Source organism: Falsiruegeria sp. JB4-1 (assembly GCF_055693495.1).
Map to the genome: position 1 here is coordinate 3,966,794 of NZ_JBVFTZ010000001.1, position 21,572 is coordinate 3,988,365.

General features: G+C 58.1%; 16 protein-coding genes and 5 pseudogenes. 6 read left to right on the forward strand and 15 right to left on the reverse strand.

All coding sequences use genetic code 11. The features are described from left to right. Positions 1-104: 104 nt before the first annotated feature. From ACZ1HE_RS20230 to ACZ1HE_RS20280, 11 genes and pseudogenes are all read right to left on the reverse strand, one after another. Positions 105-920, reverse strand: coding sequence for an SDR family oxidoreductase (locus ACZ1HE_RS20230; protein ID WP_472623740.1), 816 nt, complete (start codon positions 918-920; stop codon positions 105-107). A 30-nt stretch (positions 921-950) separates the two neighbouring features. Next, positions 951-3,284: an aldehyde dehydrogenase family protein gene (locus tag ACZ1HE_RS20235; protein ID WP_472623742.1), complete on the reverse strand. Its 2,334-nt coding sequence runs from the start codon at positions 3,282-3,284 to the stop codon at positions 951-953. A 10-nt stretch (positions 3,285-3,294) separates the two neighbouring features. Continuing rightward, positions 3,295-4,302 carry a deoxyribose-phosphate aldolase gene (gene deoC, locus ACZ1HE_RS20240; RefSeq protein WP_209249684.1) on the reverse strand — a complete coding sequence of 336 codons (1,008 nt, stop codon included), beginning with the start codon at positions 4,300-4,302 and terminating at the stop codon, positions 3,295-3,297. A gap of 161 nt (positions 4,303-4,463) precedes the next feature. After that, positions 4,464-6,915, reverse strand: a pseudogene (locus ACZ1HE_RS20245) (GcvT family protein). Positions 6,916-7,003: 88 nt separating this feature from the next. Then, positions 7,004-7,987 carry a GlxA family transcriptional regulator gene (locus ACZ1HE_RS20250; RefSeq protein ID WP_472623744.1) on the reverse strand — a complete coding sequence of 328 codons (984 nt, stop codon included), beginning with the start codon at positions 7,985-7,987 and terminating at the stop codon, positions 7,004-7,006. 13 nt (positions 7,988-8,000) lie between these two features. Then, a complete protein-coding gene (locus ACZ1HE_RS20255; protein WP_472623746.1) occupies positions 8,001-8,891 on the reverse strand; it encodes a homocysteine S-methyltransferase family protein in 891 nt (296 codons plus the stop codon). A gap of 11 nt (positions 8,892-8,902) precedes the next feature. Then, a complete protein-coding gene (locus tag ACZ1HE_RS20260) occupies positions 8,903-9,955 on the reverse strand; it encodes an alcohol dehydrogenase family protein (RefSeq protein ID WP_472623748.1) in 1,053 nt (350 codons plus the stop codon). 106 nt (positions 9,956-10,061) lie between these two features. Then, positions 10,062-12,509 (reverse strand): GcvT family protein, encoded by a 2,448-nt coding sequence (locus ACZ1HE_RS20265; RefSeq protein ID WP_472623750.1) that lies wholly within the window; start codon positions 12,507-12,509, stop codon positions 10,062-10,064. Positions 12,510-12,521: 12 nt separating this feature from the next. Further along, a complete protein-coding gene (locus ACZ1HE_RS20270; RefSeq protein WP_472623752.1) occupies positions 12,522-12,893 on the reverse strand; it encodes a GFA family protein in 372 nt (123 codons plus the stop codon). Then, positions 12,890-13,518: pseudogene (locus ACZ1HE_RS20275) on the reverse strand (LysE family translocator). Before ACZ1HE_RS20275 ends, ACZ1HE_RS20270 begins: the two are co-directional and overlap by 4 nt. After that, the gene (locus ACZ1HE_RS20280; protein WP_472623754.1) at positions 13,518-14,087 is read right to left on the reverse strand and encodes a helix-turn-helix domain-containing protein; all 570 of its coding nucleotides are present in this window, start codon (positions 14,085-14,087) and stop codon (positions 13,518-13,520) included. The pseudogene ACZ1HE_RS20275 and the gene ACZ1HE_RS20280 overlap by 1 nt, the downstream one beginning before the upstream one ends. 128 nt (positions 14,088-14,215) lie before the next feature. On the opposite strand from ACZ1HE_RS20280, the gene ACZ1HE_RS20285 reads away from it, so the two are divergent. Next, positions 14,216-14,482, forward strand: a complete 267-nt coding sequence (locus ACZ1HE_RS20285) for a DUF1294 domain-containing protein (RefSeq protein WP_472623756.1) — start codon at positions 14,216-14,218, stop codon at positions 14,480-14,482. Between the two features lie 2 nt (positions 14,483-14,484). Here the strand turns inward: ACZ1HE_RS20285 and ACZ1HE_RS20290 are convergent, their stop codons facing one another. Both ACZ1HE_RS20290 and ACZ1HE_RS20295 read right to left on the reverse strand, forming a co-directional pair. Then, complete coding sequence (locus ACZ1HE_RS20290; protein ID WP_472623758.1) at positions 14,485-14,937, reverse strand: GAF domain-containing protein; 453 nt, start codon at positions 14,935-14,937, stop codon at positions 14,485-14,487. A 74-nt stretch (positions 14,938-15,011) separates the two neighbouring features. Next, a pseudogene (locus ACZ1HE_RS20295) lies at positions 15,012-16,185 on the reverse strand (thiolase family protein). A 94-nt stretch (positions 16,186-16,279) separates the two neighbouring features. Between ACZ1HE_RS20295 and ACZ1HE_RS20300 the strand changes: the two are divergent. The 3 genes and pseudogenes from ACZ1HE_RS20300 (at position 16,280) to ACZ1HE_RS20310 (ending at position 18,876) form a co-directional block, all read left to right on the forward strand. Next, positions 16,280-16,622, forward strand: a pseudogene (locus tag ACZ1HE_RS20300) (STAS domain-containing protein). Positions 16,623-16,645: 23 nt separating this feature from the next. After that, the gene (locus ACZ1HE_RS20305) at positions 16,646-17,110 is read left to right on the forward strand and encodes an ATP-binding protein (protein ID WP_472623760.1); all 465 of its coding nucleotides are present in this window, start codon (positions 16,646-16,648) and stop codon (positions 17,108-17,110) included. A 239-nt stretch (positions 17,111-17,349) separates the two neighbouring features. Next, a pseudogene (locus ACZ1HE_RS20310) lies at positions 17,350-18,876 on the forward strand (gamma-glutamyltransferase family protein). Between the two features lie 34 nt (positions 18,877-18,910). Here the strand turns inward: ACZ1HE_RS20310 and hspQ are convergent. After that, positions 18,911-19,237, reverse strand: a complete 327-nt coding sequence (gene hspQ / locus ACZ1HE_RS20315) for a heat shock protein HspQ (RefSeq protein ID WP_472624571.1) — start codon at positions 19,235-19,237, stop codon at positions 18,911-18,913. An 85-nt stretch (positions 19,238-19,322) separates the two neighbouring features. Here hspQ and ACZ1HE_RS20320 point away from each other — a divergent pair, with 85 nt between their 5' ends. Beyond that, the gene (locus ACZ1HE_RS20320; protein WP_472623762.1) at positions 19,323-20,204 is read left to right on the forward strand and encodes an AEC family transporter; all 882 of its coding nucleotides are present in this window, start codon (positions 19,323-19,325) and stop codon (positions 20,202-20,204) included. 90 nt (positions 20,205-20,294) lie between these two features. Next, positions 20,295-20,885: a transglycosylase SLT domain-containing protein gene (locus ACZ1HE_RS20325; protein WP_472624573.1), complete on the forward strand. Its 591-nt coding sequence runs from the start codon at positions 20,295-20,297 to the stop codon at positions 20,883-20,885. A 62-nt stretch (positions 20,886-20,947) separates the two neighbouring features. Here the strand turns inward: ACZ1HE_RS20325 and ACZ1HE_RS20330 are convergent, their stop codons facing one another. Beyond that, positions 20,948-21,544, reverse strand: a complete 597-nt coding sequence (locus ACZ1HE_RS20330; RefSeq protein WP_472623764.1) for a LolA family protein — start codon at positions 21,542-21,544, stop codon at positions 20,948-20,950. Positions 21,545-21,572 lie beyond the last annotated feature (28 nt).

Genomic DNA, 21,572 nt, shown 5'->3' on the forward strand with positions numbered 1-21,572 from the left:
GATTTGACGCAACCGCCGAGCGCAGCTAGGCACGGCCCAACCGAAGGAGGGCATCTGTGATGCACGTACGACGGACGGGAGCAATCCCGTTCCGGAAGCTGACTTCAGTTTCTGCCCTTGGACATCGAACGCAGCATTTGCCCAATCATCTGCCCCGGTCGGCCGGACCCTCGCTGATAAAGCGCGCCATCGACAGCCAAAACCGTACCGCTGATATAGCCCGCCAGATCTGAGCCGAGAAACAAACATGCGTTGGCGACGTCCTGCGGTTGCCCCCAGCGGCCCAATGGTACGTCGCGCTTGAACTTCTCTTCTGCGTCCGGCGTAGGCGCCAGACGTTTGGCGCCTTCGGTGCCTTCGATGAACCCTGGCACGACCGAGTTTACGCGAATGCCCTCGAGTCCCCATTCCATCGATAGGGTTCGGGTGATCTGATCCACACCTGCCTTGGCCGCGCAGACGTGGCTTTGACCCTCGTAAGGCAGATATGACTGCGGCGCCGAGATATTGATGATGCTGGCCCCGGGGCGACGCAGAAAGTCATAGGCCCCTTTCATCACGTGGATCGTCCCCATCAGGTCGATGTCGATCACCGTCTTGAACGCGTTGATCGACATGTCTGCAGCCAGTGCTGGGAAGTTGCCTGCTGCCCCTGACACTAATACGTCAAAGTCACCGAATGCGTCGTGGAACCCTTTGAGTCCAGCCGCAACGGCATCGGCATCGCGCACGTCAAACGCCACACCAATCGCGTCTTGTGCACCAGCATCTTTCAGCGCCGCGACTGTATCGTCGACCTTCTCCTGCGACCGGCTGGCGACGGCCAGTTTTGCGCCCGAGGCCGCAAAGGCCTCGGCGATACCACGGTTGATCCCGCTTGTGCCGCCGATGACGACGACAGTTTTGCCTGCAAAATCCATGTAGAGTCTCCCCGTTTGTAACGGGGTGCCCTACTCGCCGTAAGGCACCCAGATGTTCTTGATCTCGGTCGCAGCCTGAAGGAACTTGCGGCTGTGGTCCACGTTCCAGTCGGTTGCCGTGGCGTTATTCACCCAGGTCCGCTTCAGGTTACCCGCTGCTGCATGTTCGATCTGTGCAGACACGTCGCTGGAGGAAAACGACCAGACTGCATCGACATTCAGATGCGAGGCCAAGGGTTTCGCCAGCTCCGCGTGGCTGCCAGTCAGGATATTGACCACGCCTGCAGGCACGTCCGAGGTTTCAAGGATCTGATAAAAGTCGGTCGCGGCCAGCGGATAAGGCTCGCTTGCGGCCAAAACCACCCGGTTGCCCATGGCAATCGCAGGTGCCATGACCGACACAAGCCCCAGCAAAGGCACCTCATCCGCGCACAACGCGCCGATCACACCAGTTGGTTCCTTCATCGCCAGCGCCACGCCCCGGATCGGGACACCGTGCACCTGACCGTCGTATTTGTCGGCCCAAGCCGCCGCGGTGAACAAGCGCTGGATCGAGGTCTCGACCTCTTTTGCGCCAGTTTTCTTGCCGGTCATGGCGTCGATCCGATGGGCAAACTCATCCGCACGAGCCGAGAGGTTCTCACCGATGTAGTAGAGGATCTGCGCCCGAAGATGCCCAGTCGCCTTGGCCCAGCCTTTCGCGCCCGCGGCAGCTTCAACCGCGTTGCGGACGTCCTTACGGTTGGCTAGACCCACGTGGCCCAACAGGCCCGATTTGCCATAGACGGGCTTGGAGTATCCGCTGTCGGGACGCGCTTGCTTGCCGCCAACATACATTTTGGCCGTGCGGTCGATGGGATCAACCGGGGCACCTTCGCCTACCACGGCTTCAACCTTGGCCAATGCCTTGGTTTTGCCCTTGGACTTGGTGTAGGCGCTCAGCCCTTCCCAACCGCCTTCGCGACCAAAGCCGCTTTCACGTATCCCGCCAAACCCGGCTGCTGCATCAAAGAGGTTGGTGGCATTCACCCAGACCACTCCCGCGACCAGCTTGGGCGCGATGTCCAAGGCGAGGTTCACATTCTCTGTCCAGACTGTTGCCGCCAAACCGTAGCGTGTGTTGTTGGCCAGCTCGACCGCCTCGCCCGGCGTACGGAAGGTCGAGGAGACCAGAACCGGGCCAAAGATCTCTTCCTGCATCAGCGGGTCGCTGGTTTCCAACCCGGTGATCAGGGTCGGCGGGAAGTAGCAGCCGTTTTCGGGCATATCGCAAGCGGCTTGATAGAGCTCACCGGCGGTGTTGCTTTCGACCATGCCCTTGATGGTTTGCAGCTGAACCGGGTCCACTACGGCACCGACGTCAATGCATTTGTCCAGGGGGTTGCCGATGCGCAACCCGTCCATGCGGGTGCGCAACTTGGTATGGAAACGATCCGCGATCCCCTCTTGCACCAACAAGCGCGACCCGGCGCAGCAGACTTGGCCCTGATTGAACCAGATGGCATCCACCAGACCTTCGATGGCTGAATCGATATCGGCGTCGTCAAAGACGATGTAGGCGGACTTGCCACCCAACTCGAGCGTCAGTTCCTTACCCGACCCTGCCGTTGCCTCTCGGATGCGACGCCCGACCGAAGTCGAGCCGGTAAAGGCGATCTTATCCACGTCCGAGGCGACGATCATCTCACCGACGGCGCCATCGCCTGTAACGATGTTGACCACGCCCTTGGGTAGGCCCGCCTGAGTGCAGATGTCGGCGAACAGCAGTGCGGTCAGCGAGGTGTACTCGGCGGGTTTCAGAACCACGGTGTTGCCCATCGCCAGCGCGGGCGCGATCTTCCATGACAGCATCAGCAGAGGGAAGTTCCACGGGATGATCTGGCCACAAACGCCAAGCGCCTGCGCATCGGGCAGCTCGCTTTCCATCAGTTGTGCCATACCCGCGTGATAGTAGAAATGCCGCTGTGCCAACGGGATATCGATGTCGCGGCTCTCGCGGATCGGCTTGCCGTTGTCCATCGACTCCAGCACGGCAAACAGGCGCGAATGTTTCTGCAGCAGGCGCGCAATCGCATATAGGTAACGCGCCCGGCCTGCACCGCCCAGACCTTCCCACTTGGGTTGGGCTTTACGGGCGGCATCAACAGCAGCATCCACATCCGACTGGGACGCCTGGCTCAGTGTTGCCAAAACCTCGCCCGTCGCGGGGTTGCGGCTCTCAAATCCGTCGCCGGGCTTGGTGAAGGCCCCGTTGATGAAGTGACCGAACCGGTCGCCCTGATCCACCAGCCAAGCCAATGCCTCGGCGGCGCTTTCAGGGGCGGGGCCATAATCCATGGTCTCAAAGATCTCTTTTACAGACATTCGTTTTTCCTCAACCCATGGAGTGACGGTAACCGGCGGAGTATGCCCCGGTGACATGGTGTTCCAACTGGCGTTCGATGTCGCCCAGCAGCGACGAAGCGCCAAAACGGAACAGGTCAGGTTGCAGCCAACGGTCGCCCAACTCATCCTTGATCAGCGACAGATAAGTAACTGCGTCCTTAGCTTTAGAGATGCCGCCTGCAGGCTTGTACCCGACACGGTATCCGGTGCGATCATAGTAGTCGCGGATGGCACGGATCATCACCAGCGTCACGGGCAAGGTGGCGTTGACGCTTTCCTTGCCGGTCGAGGTCTTGATGAAATCGGCCCCCGCCATCATGCAGACCAGCGAGGCACGCGCGACGTTGCGCAGGCTGCCAAGCTCACCGGTGGCCAGAATGGCTTTAACGTGAGCATCGCCACAGGCCGCGCGAAAGGCCTTCATCTCGTCATAGAGGGCTTGCCAATCGCCCGACAACACGTGGCGACGCGAGATCACGATGTCGATCTCCTCGGCGCCTGCCTTCACGCTCTCTTCAATCTCAGCGACGCGCAGGTGGAAGGGCGAAAGGCCCGCCGGGAAACCGGTGGAAACCGCTGCAACCGGGATGCCAGTGCCTTTCAAAGCGTCCACGGCGGTTTCGATCATGTCGTGATAAACGCAAACCGCGCCGGTGGTGATCGCGGGCATATCCATCGCATCAAGCAGCGCACCCGAAACAGGTTGGCGCGCCTTGGCGCACAGGCGGCGCACGCGGCCGACTGTGTCATCGCCTGACAGCGTCGTCAGGTCGATCATCGTGACCGCCTTGAGCAGCCAGGCCGCTTGATAATCTTTCTTCACCGATCGGCGCCCGGGCAGTGTCGCGGCCCGGCGCTCGATGGCCGATGTATTGGCCTGCACGGCCCGCACCCAATCCAGGTCCAGCTCGGTGCCTGGGTTTCGGGGTTCCGTTACAAGCGGCAGATGCGCGGTGCGCACGGGTGTCTCAGCGCTTTGGGTGCTCTGCGATTCCATCTGATGCATCCTCTGAGGAGTTAGAGGCGCAAAATCGCATGGGTGCGGCATATTGGCAAGCGACGCGCCGGGTTTGACGGCGCGTTTTTTGACCAAATGGCAAAATTTTTTGGATGGGGCGCATGTTTCACCCCATCCATTTGGTTTTCAAACCTGTCAGATCACACTTTGACCCGCTCGGACTTGGGATCATACATCGGCTTGAGCGAGGCTTCGGCTTTGACCCGTGTGCCCATGACGTCGATCTCATAGGTCGAGGCCAGCACTTCGGCGGCGGTTTCACCTTCGCAGGGTACGTATCCCAGACCAACGGCGGCACCCAGGTGGTGACCGTAAGAACCAGAGCTGAGGTAGCCCACAATCTCGCCATCCCGGATCACTGGCTCGTTGTGATAGAGCAGCGGCTCGGCATCGGTCAGTTTGAACTGCAGCAGGCGGTTCTTGAGACCTTCTTCTTTCTTGCGCAGCACCGCATCGCGCCCGATGAAGTCGGGCTTGTCGGTCTTGACCGCAAAGCCCAGACCCGCCTCGAGCACGTGATCCTCGGCGGTGATGTCGTGACCGAAGTGGCGGAAGCCTTTTTCGATCCGGCAGGTGTCCATCATGTGCATGCCGCAGAGTTTCAGGCCAAGGTCCTGACCCGCTTCGTGCAGCACCTCAAAAGCGTGGCCTGCCATGTCGGAGGAGACATAAATCTCCCAACCCAGCTCGCCCACGTAAGTTACGCGGTGCACGCGGGCTAGGCCCATGCCCAGTTCGATCTCTTGCGCAGTACCAAACGGGTTCACCTCGTTCGAGAAGTCGTTGGGCGACACCATCTGCAACAGCTTGCGTGCGTTGGGCCCCATGACCGCCAGAACGCCTTCGCCAGCCGTCACATCGGTGATCACCACGTTGAAGTTGCCCTGATGACGTCGCATCCAGGTTTCATCCGCCAGACGGGTCGCCGCCGGGGTGACCACCAGATAGGCGGTTTCGGACATGCGCGTTACAGTGACGTCCGCCTCGATACCCGCGCGGCTGTTGAGGAACTGGGTGTAGACGATCTTGCCCAAGGGCACGTCGTACTGACCACCGCCGATGTAGTTCATAAAGGCGCAAGCATCGGGGCCTTCGACGCGAATTTTACCAAAGGACGACATGTCGTACATGCCCACATTGGTGCGGATCGCGTTGTGCTCTTCGGCTACGTTGTCAAAGAAGTTCTGGCGCTTCCAGCTGTATTCATACTCGGGCGTCTGGCCCTCGCGTGCGAACCAGTTGGCGCGTTCCCAACCCGCCAGCTCACCAAAGACAGCACCGTTCTCCTTCAGATGGTGATGGAACGGCGTGCGGCGCACACCACGGGCGGTGGCCTTTTGGCGGAACGGGAAGTGGTCGGCATAAAGCAGACCCAGCGTCTCTTTCGAGCGTTCAAAGAGGTACTGTTTGTTGCCCTGGAACGGCTGCATCCGGCTGATGTCCACATCGCCCAGATCAAACGGCTTTTCACCGCTGTCCATCCACTCGGCCAGTGCATGACCCGCGCCACCCGCAGACTGGATGCCGATCGAGTTAAAGCCCGCTGCGACCCAGACGTTGTCCATCTCGGGCGCCAGACCCAGGTGATAGGCGTCGTCGGGGGTAAAGCTCTCGGGACCGTTGAAGAAGGTATGAATGCCCGCCTCCGCCAGCATCGGCATCCGTTCACAGGCGGCTTCGAGGATCGGCTCGAAGTGGTCGAAGTCTTCGGGCAGCTGATCGAATTCAAAGGTATCGGGAACACCGTTCATCGCCCAAGGCTTGGCATTGGGTTCAAAGGCACCAAGCAGCATCTTGCCTGCGTCTTCCTTGTAATAGGCGCATTCATCCGGCACCCGCAGAACCGGCAACTGGCTCAAGCCTTCGATGGCTTCGGTCACGATGTAAAAGTGCTCGCACGCGTGCAGTGGCACGTTGGTGTTGGACATCCGACCAACTTCGTGGCCCCACATGCCCGCACAGTTCACGATCATGTCGCATTCGATGTGGCCGCTTTCCGACCCATCGTCTGATGCCCAATCGACGCCAGTGACCTTGCGGCCTTCGCGCACGATGTTGGTGACCTTGGTACGTTCCTTGACGATCCCGCCACGCTGACGCGCGCCCTTGGCCAGGGCCAGCGCGATGTTGGCGGGGTCGCCCTGACCGTCGAGCGGCAGGTGCACAGCGCCTTTGACATCTTCGACGTTCAGGTGGGGATAGAGTTCGGCCACGCGTTCATTCGAGATCTCGTGCACCTCGACACCAAAGGCGCGGGCCATGGCCGCCTGACGGTAAATCTCTTCCTTGCGCTCTTCGGTCAGGGCCACAGTGATCGAACCGCAGCGTTTGAAGCCTGTGGCAACTCCGGTCTCTTCTTCCAGTGTTCCGTAGAGTTCCTGGCTATACTTCGCCAGTTTGGTCATGTTCGCCGTCGCACGCAGCTGTGCGATCAAGCCTAGCTGCGTGCCAAGTCGTGCCACTGGTCAACTGCTTGCGTTCCAGCAGGACAACGTCGTTCCAGCCCTTTTTGGTTAGGTGATAGGCCACCGAGCAGCCAATGACGCCGCCGCCGATGATGACCACGCGGGCTTTGTTGGGAAGATCGGCCATGTTTTTCTCCGCCTCAGAATTCGATGCGCAAGTGTGCCACATCAAGGCGACAAGAAATCTACAAAAAGCGTCAGGGAATCAGCCAAAATCACCCGTGCATAGATCGACGCTGACGACGCAAAACGAACGGAGTTATGCCATAGAAACTTTTGTAGACTGCTGAAAACCCGTTGGGAAATCCGCATGCCAAGCCGATTTCGCGCACACTCATGGTGGTGTTCAGCAGCAGGTTATTTGCCTTTGCCAGCCGCATCTCCCGATAGAAGGTGTTCGGCGTCGCACCCAGATAGGTCTTGAACTTCCGTTCCAATGAGCGATTCGACAGCCCCAATGCCGCGACGATTTCATTGATCGGTACGGGGTCTTCGACATTGGCCTGCATGATCTTGATGCATTGATCCAACTTGTCGTCACCCGTGGTCGTTGTCTTGACGCCAGAAAATGGCTGCTGTGAACCAAAGTCACGGATTTTCTCGTGAAGCAGGATGTCGGCGACCGTCATCCGCGCCGCACCCGAGATATGCCGACCGATCACTTCCAGCGTCACGTCCACAGTCGCGCCCATTCCTGCGCAGGTAACAACTGGCCCGTTCTCGGTGGCGATCGAGAAGTTAGCGTCAAACGCACCGGTTCGTTCACGCAGAAATGCCGAGTTTTCCCAGTGGGTCGTGTGAGATTCCACCTCGCCATTGTCATGGATGTATCGGCTGGCGGCTTCGGCCAGCAGGAACACCTGCGCACCGCGATAGGTATAGTCCGACACTTTGCGGCCCAGCGCCAAGTCTGGGCAGTCCGGATCGGCGTTACCAATGACAAAGACGTAATCAGCATTCGGTTGGCTAACCATACGCTCGGTCGACACAATCGCACCCGAGCTGCTTTCGATCATCCCGCCAGAGATCGAACGATAGGTCCATGCAAAAGGGGGTGTTGGGCAGACACGGTTGGCCAGGCGGATGACATCAACGACCCCCGCCAGCTCGGTCAGGACAAATCCATTGGCCACAACAATATCGAAGTGCCATTGGCGGTTGGTGTCCGACACCAGATGCAGTTTACTCTTTCCACCCATGTCGCCGCCCCTCCTAGACGATCCGATGCCCTGCGTCTCGCAGTTGGCGCGCCAATTCTGCAATGTGGTCAGGGCCCACTTCGCAACAACCACCGACAATCGATGCCCCTTGCGCGACCCACCCCATTGCGTGGGTCGCATAGGCTCTGGGATCAAGGTCCGTTCGCTGTTCCAACGCATCGACGGTAGGGGCGTCTTTCAGGAAGCCCTCACTGATGCGCGTAAATCCGTTGGCATAAGCTCCGTAAGGCCGGTCAAACTCTTTGATGATGGCTAACGCTGCTGGGATCGCCTCGGGTCGGGAACAATTGATCAACACCGCCTGCGGATCGAACCGCTCGATCAATGGGCCAATGTCAGTCAATGCCTCACCCGAGCGAAGGTGTGTCCCGTCGTCGTCCATGACAGTCAGAGCCAGCCAAACAGGCTTGTCGTGACCTTCAACCCCGCGCAATGCGCCCTCGGCCTCTTGAACAGAAGATACCGTTTCGAGCAGGAACAGGTCTACGCGGTCTTTCATAATGTCCGCCAGTTCGCTGTACTTGACCGCTGCATCTGCCGGGTCGGGGTTCAAGTCCGGTCGATAGGACGCCAACAACGGCCCCAAAGAGGCAGCAATTCGCCCGGTGCCCTCACGAGCACGTTCAGCCTGGGACAGAGCGGTTTCGATCAAGTCGGACAGCTGGTCTTCCATATCGACACGCACCAACCGCGAGCGATGCACCGCGTAGGTGTTGGTCGTGGCAACCGTTGCGCCCGCGTCGAAATAGGACGTGTGAACATCACCCACCAGGTCGGGGTGGTCAATCATGACGCGGGTCGACCAGAGCGGGGTTGCCCGGTCGCCACTGCGCTTGACCAGTTCCTGCCCGATCGAGCCATCCAGAAGAGTAATATCGGCCATTCACAGTCTCCTTAGGGGATCAGCACCAGTTTACCCGGCAGCGTCTTGCTTTCAAAATCTGCCTGGGCCTTCGCGATATCGCGAAGCGGATAAGTTTTCGAGATCAGGGGGCGAATTTTTCCGGCATTCATCAGCCCGACCAACCGTCCAAACACCTCGGGTGATTGATAGGTGCAGCCATGGATCGTGATGTCGCGCAGATAAATCTCGCGCAGATCAGCCTGCACCATCGGCCCAGCGATGGCCCCTGAACACGCATAATGCCCACCGGGTTTGAGGCCCAGAATCAAATCGCCCCAAGCAGACCCGCCCACAACGTCGATGACCACATCATAGGTTTCACCCGGAATGGGCGCTCCGCGAGCAATGGTGGTTGACGCGCCCTGCGCCAAAACAATCTCGGCCTTTGTCGCACTGGTCAGGCCCGTCACCGTCGCCCCGCGCAGCGCCGCCAATTGAACCGCGGCCAGCCCAACACCACCCGATGCGCCGGTGATCAACACGTGGTGCCCAGCCGTGACACCCGCGCGGGTCAACAGATTCTCGGCTGTGCCAAAGGCGCAGGGGATCGCTGCAAGTTCGGGGTCGGACAGCGGGGACGCCGAAACATCATACAAGTCGTCAGCTTCGACCAGACAATACTGCGCAAACGCCCCATCCGTCTCGGACCCCAACGCGATGAAACCCTGCGGATTGCCGGGGCGCGGACGTGGCAGGTTGATGGGGCACGTCACGCGTTGACCCAATTCGAAACCGGTGCCCGTGCCAACAGCCACCACGTGGCCGCACAGATCACCGCCCTGAATGCGAGGGAACGCAAGCGCCCCGCCCCACCCACCTGCATCGACGTCTTGATCCACATCTGACGTGGCACCCGTCACGTCTGAGGAATACCAGCCAACACGCGTATTGATATCAGTGTTGTTCACCCCAGCAGCAGCAACACGAACCAGAACCTGTCTCGGTCCGGGCGTGGGCACGGGGATATCTTCGCGCCATTCCAGAGTCTCCGGCCCACCGTGGCCGGTCAGATACACGCCGTGCATCGTGTCAGGTAAACTCATCCCCTCAACCTCTCTTGCCACTCACATTCGCCAGACAGGATCGTGTCATGCCCAAGGTTCCACCCGATCTCTCGGATGGAACCAGTGTTTTAGCCCGATTTGGGCGTCAGGCGCGCAAACGCTCGTTTGCGGGGTCCCAAAGCGGCTGGTCTTCTTGCACCACCGCACGGCATCTCTCGCCGTAGATTTCAACCTCGAGCTCGGTGCCCGGCTGTGCCAATTCAGAACGAACCATGCCCAGCGCGATGGACTTGCCGATGCGGTAGCCCCAACCACCGCTGGTGGTTTCACCGACAATCTCGTCACCAGACCATATGCAGGACATGTAAGGCGCGTCTGCATCCCCGGCCTCAACCGTCAGCGTAACAAAGGACTTTTTCACACCCTGCTGCTTTTCGTTCTGGATCGCAGCCTTGCCCGGGAAGTCCTGCGGCTTGTCGAGTTTGACGAAACGGCCCAAACCACCCTCAAGCAGCGAATAGTCAGTGCTCAAGTCGCCTTTCCACGCGCGATAGCCTTTTTCCAGACGCAGAGAGTTCAGCGCGTACATGCCAAACGGCTTGGCGCCTGCATCCAGGATGGCGTCATAGATCGCGGGCATGTCCTCGACCAGAGCATGGACTTCCCAGCCCAGCTCACCGGCAAAAGACACGCGCACAAGATGCGCTGGACGGCCTGCGACAGTGGCAGCCTGATGGGTCAGCCAGCCAGTGGACAAATCCGCATCCGACATGCCAGCCAGCAGATCACGCGATTTCGGCCCGGTCACAATCAAGGTGTCACGGGTGGTGGTGACGTCAACGACCGAGACACCGGCGGGCATTGCATTCACCAGGATATCGCGGTCATGCCATTGTGCGGTTGCGGCGGTGATCATCACGAACTCATCCTCGCCCAAACGCATGCAGGACATTTCAGTCAGGATGCGGCCACGGCTGTCCGAGACGTAGACCAGGTTGATCCGGCCAACCTTGGGCAGGCCCCCAGTCACCAGACCGCGCAGCGCCTCGGCTGCGCCTTCGCCACTCAGATAGAACCGCGAAAAACCCGGCAGGTCGAGCACGCCAACGCCATCGCGCACGGCTTCACACTCTTCCTTGATGCGCTGCTCCCACGGGCCCGAACGGCCCCAGGTGTGCGTCGCCTCAAGCGAGGTATCGTCGCCATCCTGCGCAAACCAGTTGGCGCGTTCCCAACCGTTGTAGGCCCCCATGACGCCACCCAGTTCCTTGACCTTGGCGTGGACCGGCGACAGCTTCTTGTCGCGTGCCGCGGGCCATTCGTGGTGCGGGAAGTGCATGGCGTATTCGTTGCCGTAAACCTCCATACCCTTCTGGTTGCAGTAATCCTGATCGGTGTAGTCGGTGTAGCGGCGCGGATCGACCGCCCACATGTCCCATTCGGTGTGACCATCGACGATCCATTCTGCCAAAACCTTGCCTGCGCCGCCGCCCTGAGCGATGCCAAAGGTGAAGGTGTGCGCCTCAAACGCATTCTTGACGCCGGGCATTGGGCCGATCATCGGCAGGCCATCGGGCGCATAAGGGATCGGGCCATTGATGACGCTGGACACACCCGAGGATTCCATAAGCGGTACACGTGCCATTGCATCAACAACGATGTCCTCGATCCGGTCCAGATCTTCCTGCCACAGCTGGAAGCTGAAATCCTCGGGCATCTTGTCGTCGTCGCCGAGCCAGTGGCCTTTGCAGTTCGGCTCGTACGGGCCCAGGTTGTAGCCGTTCTTTTCCTGACGCAGATAATAAGACACATCCACGTCGCGGATCAGAGGCAGCTTGCCGCCGTGTTCCTTGGACCAGGCTTCGACCTCGGGGATTTGCTCGGTCAGCAGGTACTGATGTTCCATCACCATCAACGGAACGGTGCGCCCACCAAAAGGCTTGAACATTTCACCTACGCGCTGCGCGTAATAGCCAGCAGCATTAACCACATAATCACAGGCTATGTCGCCCTTGTCGGTGTGCACGGTCCAGGTGCCATCGTCATGCTGCGTCACCCCGGTTGCCGGGCAGAAGCGGATGATCTTCTGGCCCATGTCGCGCGCGCCTTTTGCCAGCGCCTGCGTGACCTGCGCCGGGTCGATATCACCATCGGACGGATCCCACAGCACGCCTGCCAGATCATGGGTTTCCAGGAACGGATAGCGCTCTTTCGCCTCTTCTGGCGTCCACATCTCCATCTCGATGCCCTGATAGCGGCCCATCGACATGGCGCGTTCGAATTCTTGCATCCGCTCTTTGGTATGCGCCAGACGGATCGAGCCAGACTGGTGATAGTTCATTGGGTAATCAACCTCTTCGGCCAACCCAGAATAGAGCTCGGTCGAATAGCGCTGCATGTTCATGATCGACCACGAGGTCGAGAACGTGGGTACGTTGCCCGCCGCATGCCAGGTGGATCCGGCGGTCAGCTCGTTCTTTTCGAGCAGAACGCAATCGGTCCAGCCCTTTTTGGCCAGATGATACAGCGACGAACAGCCGACTACGCCGCCGCCGATGATGACCACACGGGCCTTGGTTGGGAAATCAGACATGATGCTCCTCATTCAGTCCTTTTGCGGCAAACCGTCCGCAATGTCGTAATAATCGCCTTTGGAGGCGGTGAAGATGTGCTTGGACAGTTTCAGGCCCGTAGGCCCGTCCACTGCGCCAAGCGCAAAGCTTGTTGTGTCTTCGTCGTGGGCCTTCCAGAACAGGAATGACCCGCAGCGCGGGCAACTGCCGCGTTTGGCCAGATCACTGGCGTGATACCAATTGACGTCGCCGGTGATCGTCAGTTCGGCGTCGGGCACATAGGCCGACGACCAGATGCCACCCGATTGCTTGCGGCATTGTCTGCAATGGCACATCGAGGCACCCTGCGGTGTGGCGGCGGTTTCAAAGCGGATGTCTCCGCACAGGCACGATCCTTTGATCATCGGGCTCCCCCTGTTTGCGGCATGCCGCTGGCCCCCAGCAGCACCCCATAGATGATGAAACAGACGGCCATGACGCGGCGCACCGTGGTGTTGAACACGGCCCCCAACGCGGTCCGTCCCATGATCGCGCCGAGCAAGGTGAAGCCTGTGTAACTGAGTGCCGTGAGCGCCAGAGCGGTCGGCATGATCACTGTCATCTGGCCCCAGACCGGCACATCCGGCCGCACGAACTGTGAAAACGCCGCCAGATACCCCGCCACGCTCTTGGGGTTGATCGTCGCCACGGCCAAAGCGTGCAGATAGACCTGCCGTGCCGGGCGCACTTCGGAGGGCGCTGGTTTGCTCGCGTTGCTCCAGCCGCGCACCCCAAGATAGATCAGGAAACCGGCCCCGATCAGCTTGGCCACGAAAAAGCGGTCGGAGAGGTGGCGATCAAGGCAGTGACCCCAAGTGCAGAGAGGACCAGAAACGCACAGGCCTGCGTCAGGACCGCCAGCACTCCGACCATGGCCCGCGCAAAAGGCAGGCTCATCCCGTTGGAAATGCAATTTACCGCGTTTGGTCCTGGCGTGGTGACAAAGACCAGCCAGAACAGCGCGAATATGGTCCACGCCTCAAAGCTCATCAGTACACCGGCGGCGCGATGACCCAGACGGCCACGGCAGGCTCGTCATAGGGGTTGGACCATTGGTAAGGTTCGTGTTTGATCCGAAAGCTGTCGCCCGGACCGACGGTGAAAGTACGGTCGCCGATCATCAGATCCAGACGACCCGAGACCATGTAGCCCACTTCCTGCGTCGGGCGGTTGGCCGGTTTCTGCATCCGGGATCGGGGGCGAAAGGTGGAATGCACCATTTCGAAATCATCTGTCAGATCGGGGGAAAGCAGCTCTTCGACCAGCCCTTCGTCGCCTGCCCCCATCGGTCGACGCGAGCCCGCGCGCACCACATGTCCCTGTTCGCTGGCCGGGGCTGCAGAGTGCGCAAAAAGCATCGACATCGGCACACCCAAGCATTCGGCAATTTGGCGTAGGTCGGAAATCGACGGGTCCGACATGTCACGTTCAACCTGACTAAACCAGCCGACGGACCGCCCCAAATGCCCTGCGATATCACTGAGAGTCAGCCCACGCGCCTTGCGCAGCGCGCGAATGTCGGCGCCCAAAGTGGCGCTTTGTGGGGCCTGGCTGTTCACCAACTGCTCCTCTCTTGATTCGTGAAATTTTCTCCTCGTTTTTCACGATCCTCCGAATCCATGAAATTTCCAAGCGTTTTTTCATGGGTGTTGAAACTTTCTGATTGCTGTTCCATGTGTGCGGACACATGGAACAGAATTCATTCCTCTGGAACGCCATCATTTATGTTTGGGCCATCAATGGCTTGACCCTGGCATTCTTTGCCTGGGACAAGTTGTGTGCGCGCTTGAGATGGCGACGGGTGCCAGAACACTTTTTGCTCTGGCTGGCGGCTTTGGGCGGATCGCTGCAGCTGCCTATCTGTCGCGCTGGCTGTTCCGGCACAAAACGAAAAAGCGGCCATTTTCACGATGGCTGCTCTCGATTCTATTGTTTCAAATCACTGCCGGTGTGATTCTAGCGGGTAAATACCTGTGACAGGATTGAAGACAGGGCATCCGCGTCTTGCTGAGTGAAAGCGTCCGGTTGATCGCTGTCGATGTCAAAGACACCAATCACCTCACCCCTGGCATTGCGCACTGGCAGCACCAATTCGGATCGGGTTGAGCTGGCGCAGGCGATGTGGCCTGGGAACGCCTCGACATCCGGTACCAGTTGCACGTCACCTGTGCGTGCCGCTGCGCCACAGACACCCCGCGCAAAGGGGATGACCAGGCAGCCATGGCCGCCTTGATACGGCCCGATCTTGAGCAGTTCCGGCTCGGTCACGCGGTAAAACCCTGTCCAATCGAAACGGTCGTCCGAATGATGCACCTCGCAGGCCACGGTTGCCATCAGGGCAACCTCATCCGTTTCGCCGTCAGTGAGTGAGGCGATTGTGGCGGTCAAAGTATCGTAGTTCGCGCGCATGTCGTGCTCCGCTAATGAAAGGGGGCGGGGGATGTACCCCCTTACCCCGCCCGTATTTGAAACGACAAGAAGGTTCAAACCCGCTCGATCGCAATGGCCGTGCCTTCGCCACCGCCGATACAGATGGCCGCGATGCCGCGCTTGAGACCGCGCTTTTCCAAGGCGTTCAGAAGAGTGACCATGATCCGTGCTCCCGACGCTCCAATCGGGTGGCCCAACGCGCAAGCCCCACCGTTCACATTTACCTTATCCCGCGAGAGACCCATTTCGCGCATGAACGCCATCGGAACCACGGCAAAGGCTTCATTGACCTCCCAAAGATCAACGTCGTCGGTTGTCCAGCCCAGACGGTCGAGCAACTTTTGCGCTGCTGGAACAGGTGCTGTCGTGAATAGTCCGGGTGCCTGAGCGTGGCTGGCATGCCCCAGCATGCGGGCCCGCACCGTTAGGCCCCGCTCTTTGGCTACATCCTCTGATGCCAGTACCAGAGCGGCCGCGCCATCCGAGATCGACGAGGCATTGGCCGCAGTCACCGTCCCATCCTTGCGGAAGGCCGGTTTCAGCATGGGGATCTTGTCTGGACGCGCGGACTTTGGTTGCTCGTCCGCATCGACGACTACCTCACCTTTGCGTGTCTTCAGCGTCATCGGCGCGATTTCACCGTCGAACGCGCCATTGTCTTGCGCCTCAAGAGCATTCGAAAGAGATTTGAGCGCGTATTCGTCCTGCGCCTCACGGGTGAACTGATAAGTTTCGGCGCAATCCTCGGCAAAGGTGCCCATCAGGCGGCCCTTGTCATAGGCATCTTCGAGCCCGTCGAGGAACATGTGGTCGATGACCTGACCATGGCCAATGCGAGCACCACCGCGCATCTTGGGCAACAGGTAAGGCGCATTTGACATGCTCTCCATCCCACCAGCGATCATCGTGCCGACGTGGCCCAAGGCAATCTGGTCAAAAGCCAACATTGCCGCCTTCATGCCTGAACCGCACATCTTGTTGAGTGTCGTTGCTAGGCACTTCTTCTCCCAGACCTCCGGCAAACCCCGCCTGGCGCGCGGGCGCTTGGCCCTGCCCGGCAGGCAAAACACAACCCATAAGCACTTCGTCGACCGTTTCAGCATCAGCCTCGGCAAGCGCTGCCCGAATGGCGGCGCCACCAAGTTCGGATGCTTCCACGCCGTCAAACACACCTTGGAACCCTCCCATCGGAGTGCGTGCTGCACCCGAAATAATCACCTGCTTCATTGATCCCTCCTCTACGGGTTCAGCCCTAAAAACGGATTGGTAACAAATGTGCTCTAGCTTACGGGCAAATCAAATACCACTAAGGGAATTCGCCATGAGTCTCAGCAGCACCATAACCGATCAGGCGCGGATTATTACCGTGAATGCCGATCAGAATCGATGCCGCAATTGCAATTCAGTTCAAGGAAGACATGCGAACCGAGACCGAAGGAGCACCAGATCGTGTCATTCTGGATCTATCTAAGGTGACCTTCATCGATTCCAGCGGGTTAGGCGCAATCGTCGCTTCCATGAAACAACTCGACGCGAGCCGAAGTTTGGACTTGGCAGGATTGACTCCGGTAGTCGACAAGGTGTTCCGGCTCACTCGAATGGACACAGTGTTCAACCTGTTTCCATCTTTAGACGACGCGTTGTCAGACACTGCAAAGCAATAAGCAATCTGATTGGAGGCGGCGGCGTGAGCGAAATTGAAAAACGGGGCAAGTTCGCCTTGTCGTTCCGCGCAACGGAGTTTGAGGCTCGGAGCGGTATTTGCGCAGTCGCCGAGCAGCTTCGGGTGCATGGTGTCGGTGAAGAAACCGCAGGTGACATAGAAATCGCGTTGGCTGAGGCCATCAACAACATTGTCGAGCACGCCTATTCGGACATCGAACCCGGGCAAATCAGGGTTGTTTGTTCATTTCAGCAGAGCCGATTGGATATCCGCATTTCGGACAAGGGTTTGCCACTTCCATCCGGTGAATTACCTGAGGGAGCTCCGGCACTCATCACCGAAAGCAAGCAGGACTTGCCAGAAGGCGGGTTTGGCTGGTTTCTGATCCGTCAATTGACGAGCGACATTCACTATGACCGGCAAAACGGGCAAAACCGCCTGTCGCTAGGGTTCGATTTAGCAGCTACCACACCGCCACCGCCACATTAACGCCTCAATCACTCCGCACTCGCGCCGCAAACGAGGAGCAAACCATGGGTGTAGCTGCAAATCTGGCTTCCCTCGGTGTCGCGCGTAAAAGCCCCCACCCAGTGCGTGACACCGAGGAATAACTTCAGGCAATTGACCTTCCCCGAGAGCGCTCTAAGCTCGGCCTCGAGAGAAGGGAGATCCAATTCATGCGCGATTTTCAATTGCCGGGCCGGTCCGAGGTTCTGGCGGCGAACGGGATGTGTGCCACCTCCCATCCTCTGGGAGCTCAAGCGGCCATAGACGTTCTCAAGCGCGGTGGAAATGCTATGGATGCTGCGATCGCAGGTGCTATCCTGTTGGGCATCTGCGAGCCGCAAATGACAGGTATTGGCGGCGATTGCTTTGTATTGTATTCCGACCCAAAAAGCGGACGTGTTCACGCCTTAAATGGATCAGGGCATGCTCCGGCAAAGACAAACGCAGAGGAATTGCGTTCTTCGGGCCTAACGAACATTCCGTTAAATAGTGCAGATGCGGTGACGGTTCCGCGTGCGATGGATGCCTTTTGCCACCTTTCCGAAACGGTCGGGGTCATCGGTTTGGATGCGATCCTCCAGCCAGCGATCCACTACGCGGATCATGGCGTTCCGGTCGCGGCGCGGGTTGCATTTGATTGGGCAAGCGATGCGAGCACGTTGCAGGGAACCGCACGGGAAAAATTTCTAAACCAGGGGTCCCCGTATAAAACGGGACAGGTTTTCAAAGCCCCCGGCCAAGCCGAAGTGCTGCGCCGTGTGGCAAAGTCCGGGCGGGACGCCTTTTATCAGGGTGAAGTTGCAGAAGACATGATTGCGACGCTCAGGAAATTTGGCGGCGTTCACACGCTTGAGGATTTCGCGCCTGGATGTGACATGTCATCCGAACCAATCAGCGGAATTTACAAAGGTGTCGACCTGATCGAGCATCCGCCCAATGGCCAAGGTGCAACTGCCATCTTGATGCTGAACATTCTTGATCACTTTGACCTAGGCGATATGGAGGCACTGGGCGCGCAAAGACTCCATATCGAAGCCGAAGCTGCAAAACTGGCCTATGACGCCCGCAACCGTTTCATTGCGGATCCTGATCATACAGCCCGATTGCAGCACATGCTGGATCCAGAAACCGCGCGAAAACTGGCAGAGTTGATTGATCCAACAAAGGCCATGGCGTCCCCTCCAGCGGTAAGTGAAGCGGTCCACAAGGACACCATCTATATAACCGTCGTCGATCGAGACGGGATGGCGGTATCTTTGATCTATTCCATTTTTCATGGTTTCGGGTCAGGCATCGCGTCTGACAAATTCGGAATTTTGCTTCAGAACAGGGGAGCCGGTTTCACCCTTGAACCTGGTCATCCCAACGAACTGGCTGGTGGCAAACGACCAATGCACACGATTATTCCGGGCATGCTGGCCGAAAACGGAAGAGTAACCATGCCTTTTGGTGTAATGGGGGGGCATATCAACCTAATGGACATGCCCGCTTCCTTTGCAACCTCGTAGACTACGACATGGGCCTGCAACAGGCGCTGGATGCACCTCGAGCTTTTGCCGATGCTCGGCAAACTTAAAGTCGAACGGGGATATTCGAACAAGGTGCGACAGGAGTTGGAGGACATGGGGCACACAGTTGTCGTTCCGGACACCGCCATAGGCGGTGCGCAGGCGATCCGTATTCGCGACGATGGAGTACTGGAAGGCGCCAGTGATCATCGCAAGGACGGGTGTGCATTGGGCTACTAAGTGGTTCGACTTCGCCCAAAACAGGGCGAGTTCCCTAGTTCAACTGAAAGTGCAGCGGATATGATCCGTCCTGAAACGGCCCAAACATGTCTGGTATGTCCGGATGATCCACCGGCTCGCCCGAATAATCCGCGACAAGGTTCTGTTCGGATACATAGGCGACATAATAGCTTTGGTCGTTTTCAGCCAAAAGATGATAAAATGGCTGAGCTTTCAGAGGTCGGCTGTCTTCGGGAATCGCCTGATACCATTCCTCGGTATTGGAAAATTCCGGGTCGACATCAAAAATCACTCCGCGAAACGGATGCTTTTTGTGGCGAACCACTTGGCCCAAATGATATTTTGCGCGCGTTTTTAGCATTGCAGTTGCAGCCCCCATATTCTGTTACTACCCGTAACGCGACACATTTGTCCAACAATTGTACGGAAATTTGGGGAAACAGTCTGTGAACCTTACTTTGACAGTCCTCGAAATCGTGGCTCCGGTTTTTATGCTGGCTGCGGTTGGGTTTACTTGGGTCAAGCTCGGATTCGAGTACCGGATTGAGTTCATCACACGTTTCGCCATGACGCTGGCTGTACCCAGCCTGATCTTTGTTGCCCTTATGCAAACCGAGATTTCTGGCGACGAACTTGGAGTGTTCACTGTCGCAACAATTGCAGGGAATTTGCTTCTGTCGGTTGTGTTCTGGACATTTGTTCGACTCACAGGGCTCGATCAACGCACTTATCTGTCGCCGCTTATTTTTGGCAACACAGGCAACCTGGGCCTGCCCTTATGTATTTTTGCATTCGGTGACGCCGGTCTTGGCTATGCAGTGATCTTTTTGTCCGTCACCGCACTTTGGTCTTTTTCCTATGGAATTTATCTGGTTGCTGGTCAGGGGTCCTTTGCAAAGGTTGTACGCGAACCAATGGTATGGGCCACTATTCTGGGCGCGTTGTTCCTGTGGCAAGGATGGGAGACGCCAACCTTTCTAACCAATGGTTTAGGCCTCATGGGCCAGATGGCCGTCCCAATGATGCTGGTCACACTAGGCGTCGCGGTTGCGCGCCTGACACCAAACAATATTGCGCCCGCCATTTTGCTCTCAATTTTCAAACTGGGGGTTTGCGTGATCTTAGGCTGGATCACTGCCGCATATTTCGATCTGGGCAAAGTAGCGACCGGAGTCCTGATGGTTCAATTCGCTACCCCCGTAGCGGTGACGTCCTACCTTTTGGCCGAACGTTTTGGCGCCGATTCTAATGCCGTTGCCGGTATGACCGTTGCTTCGACCATCCTGTCCGTTCTCTCCATGCCGCTCATCCTGGCCTTTGTTCTGTAACCTTTGGGAACCAGTACTCCGGGCTGTTAGGAATGTGATTTGCCCACCCAAAAAAATGGGTTAAAGTACGCAAAAAAGGGCAAGAGGCGGATGAGCAGATCTCTTTGCGCGTTGATGGTCGTGTTGCTAGTAGCAGCTTGTGGTGGTGGGTCCAAATCCCCTCCGCGCAATCTGGATAATGCATGCAGCATCGCCAGCCAACGTCCGGAATACATCAAGGCGTTCAAGAAAACTGAACGTAAATGGGGCGTGCCCGTGCATGTCCAGATGGCTACCATTTACCAGGAAAGCCGGTACAAATCGAACGCGCGTACGCCACACAAATATGTGCTTGGTGTTCTTCCCATGGGCCGCCAAAGCAGCGCATTTGGCTACAGCCAAGCCTTGGATGGCACGTGGGAACAGTACCAAGAAGAAACCCGCCGAGGGCGCGCGCGTCGCGATCGAATGCGGGATGCTTCCGATTTCATCGGTTGGTACATGACGAAGAGCAAAACAAAGAACGGAATTGCGCTTACAGACACGCGCAATCAGTATCTGGCCTACCATGAAGGACACACTGGTTACGCACGTGGGACCTACCGCAATAAGTCCTGGCTGCTTCGCACCGCTGACAGCGTCGCCGCACGCGGTGAAATGTACCGCAAGCAACTCAAGACCTGCGGGCGATTCAAATACTGAGGAATTTGTGCTTCTGCTTTAAGAGGCACAATCCAACCCGCTTGAATCGTCGTTAGTGTGTCTCAGCGGTCTGTTGAGACACCGGGTTCTCCGTCTATGAACAGGTTTTGGTTCAGGCTGTTGCCCTTGGTCAGCGGCCCCAAAATGACGGTCGTCCGTCCACCGCCGTTGTCGTGCACCACCCATTTGCGCAACTCAACCGGATCACCTGTAAACAGCAAGTCGATCCGCCCGTATTCCGGGTGTTCCGGGTCTTGCGCGGCCACGATCGTCGAAGTTCCGTCGAAGTCATGGCCAACTACCATTCCAGCACGTGCCAAATCCACATTGCGGGCCAAAATGATGGACAATGGGGTTCTGCTGAGCGGGTATTGCTCAGGAGGTTGGTTGGACTTCGGGTCGTGAATAATCACAGCCCCACCTTTTGCCAGAACAACGGAACTGTCTGGAGGATCGTATTCGAACCGCATCCTTCCTGGCCGTTGCAGCCACAGTTTCCCTGTGGATAGTGACCCATCATCGTTGATCTGGGTAATCGTGGTCTGAACGGTTTTCAATCCGTTCAGATAGGTCGAAATTTCCGACAAGGGCAATTTTTCGGCCGCCCAGGCCGCCGGAGCGGCAAGGGTCACCGCAATGGCAAAAGCGAACTGTTTCATGATCCCTAGATAGTCACCCCAAGCCGGA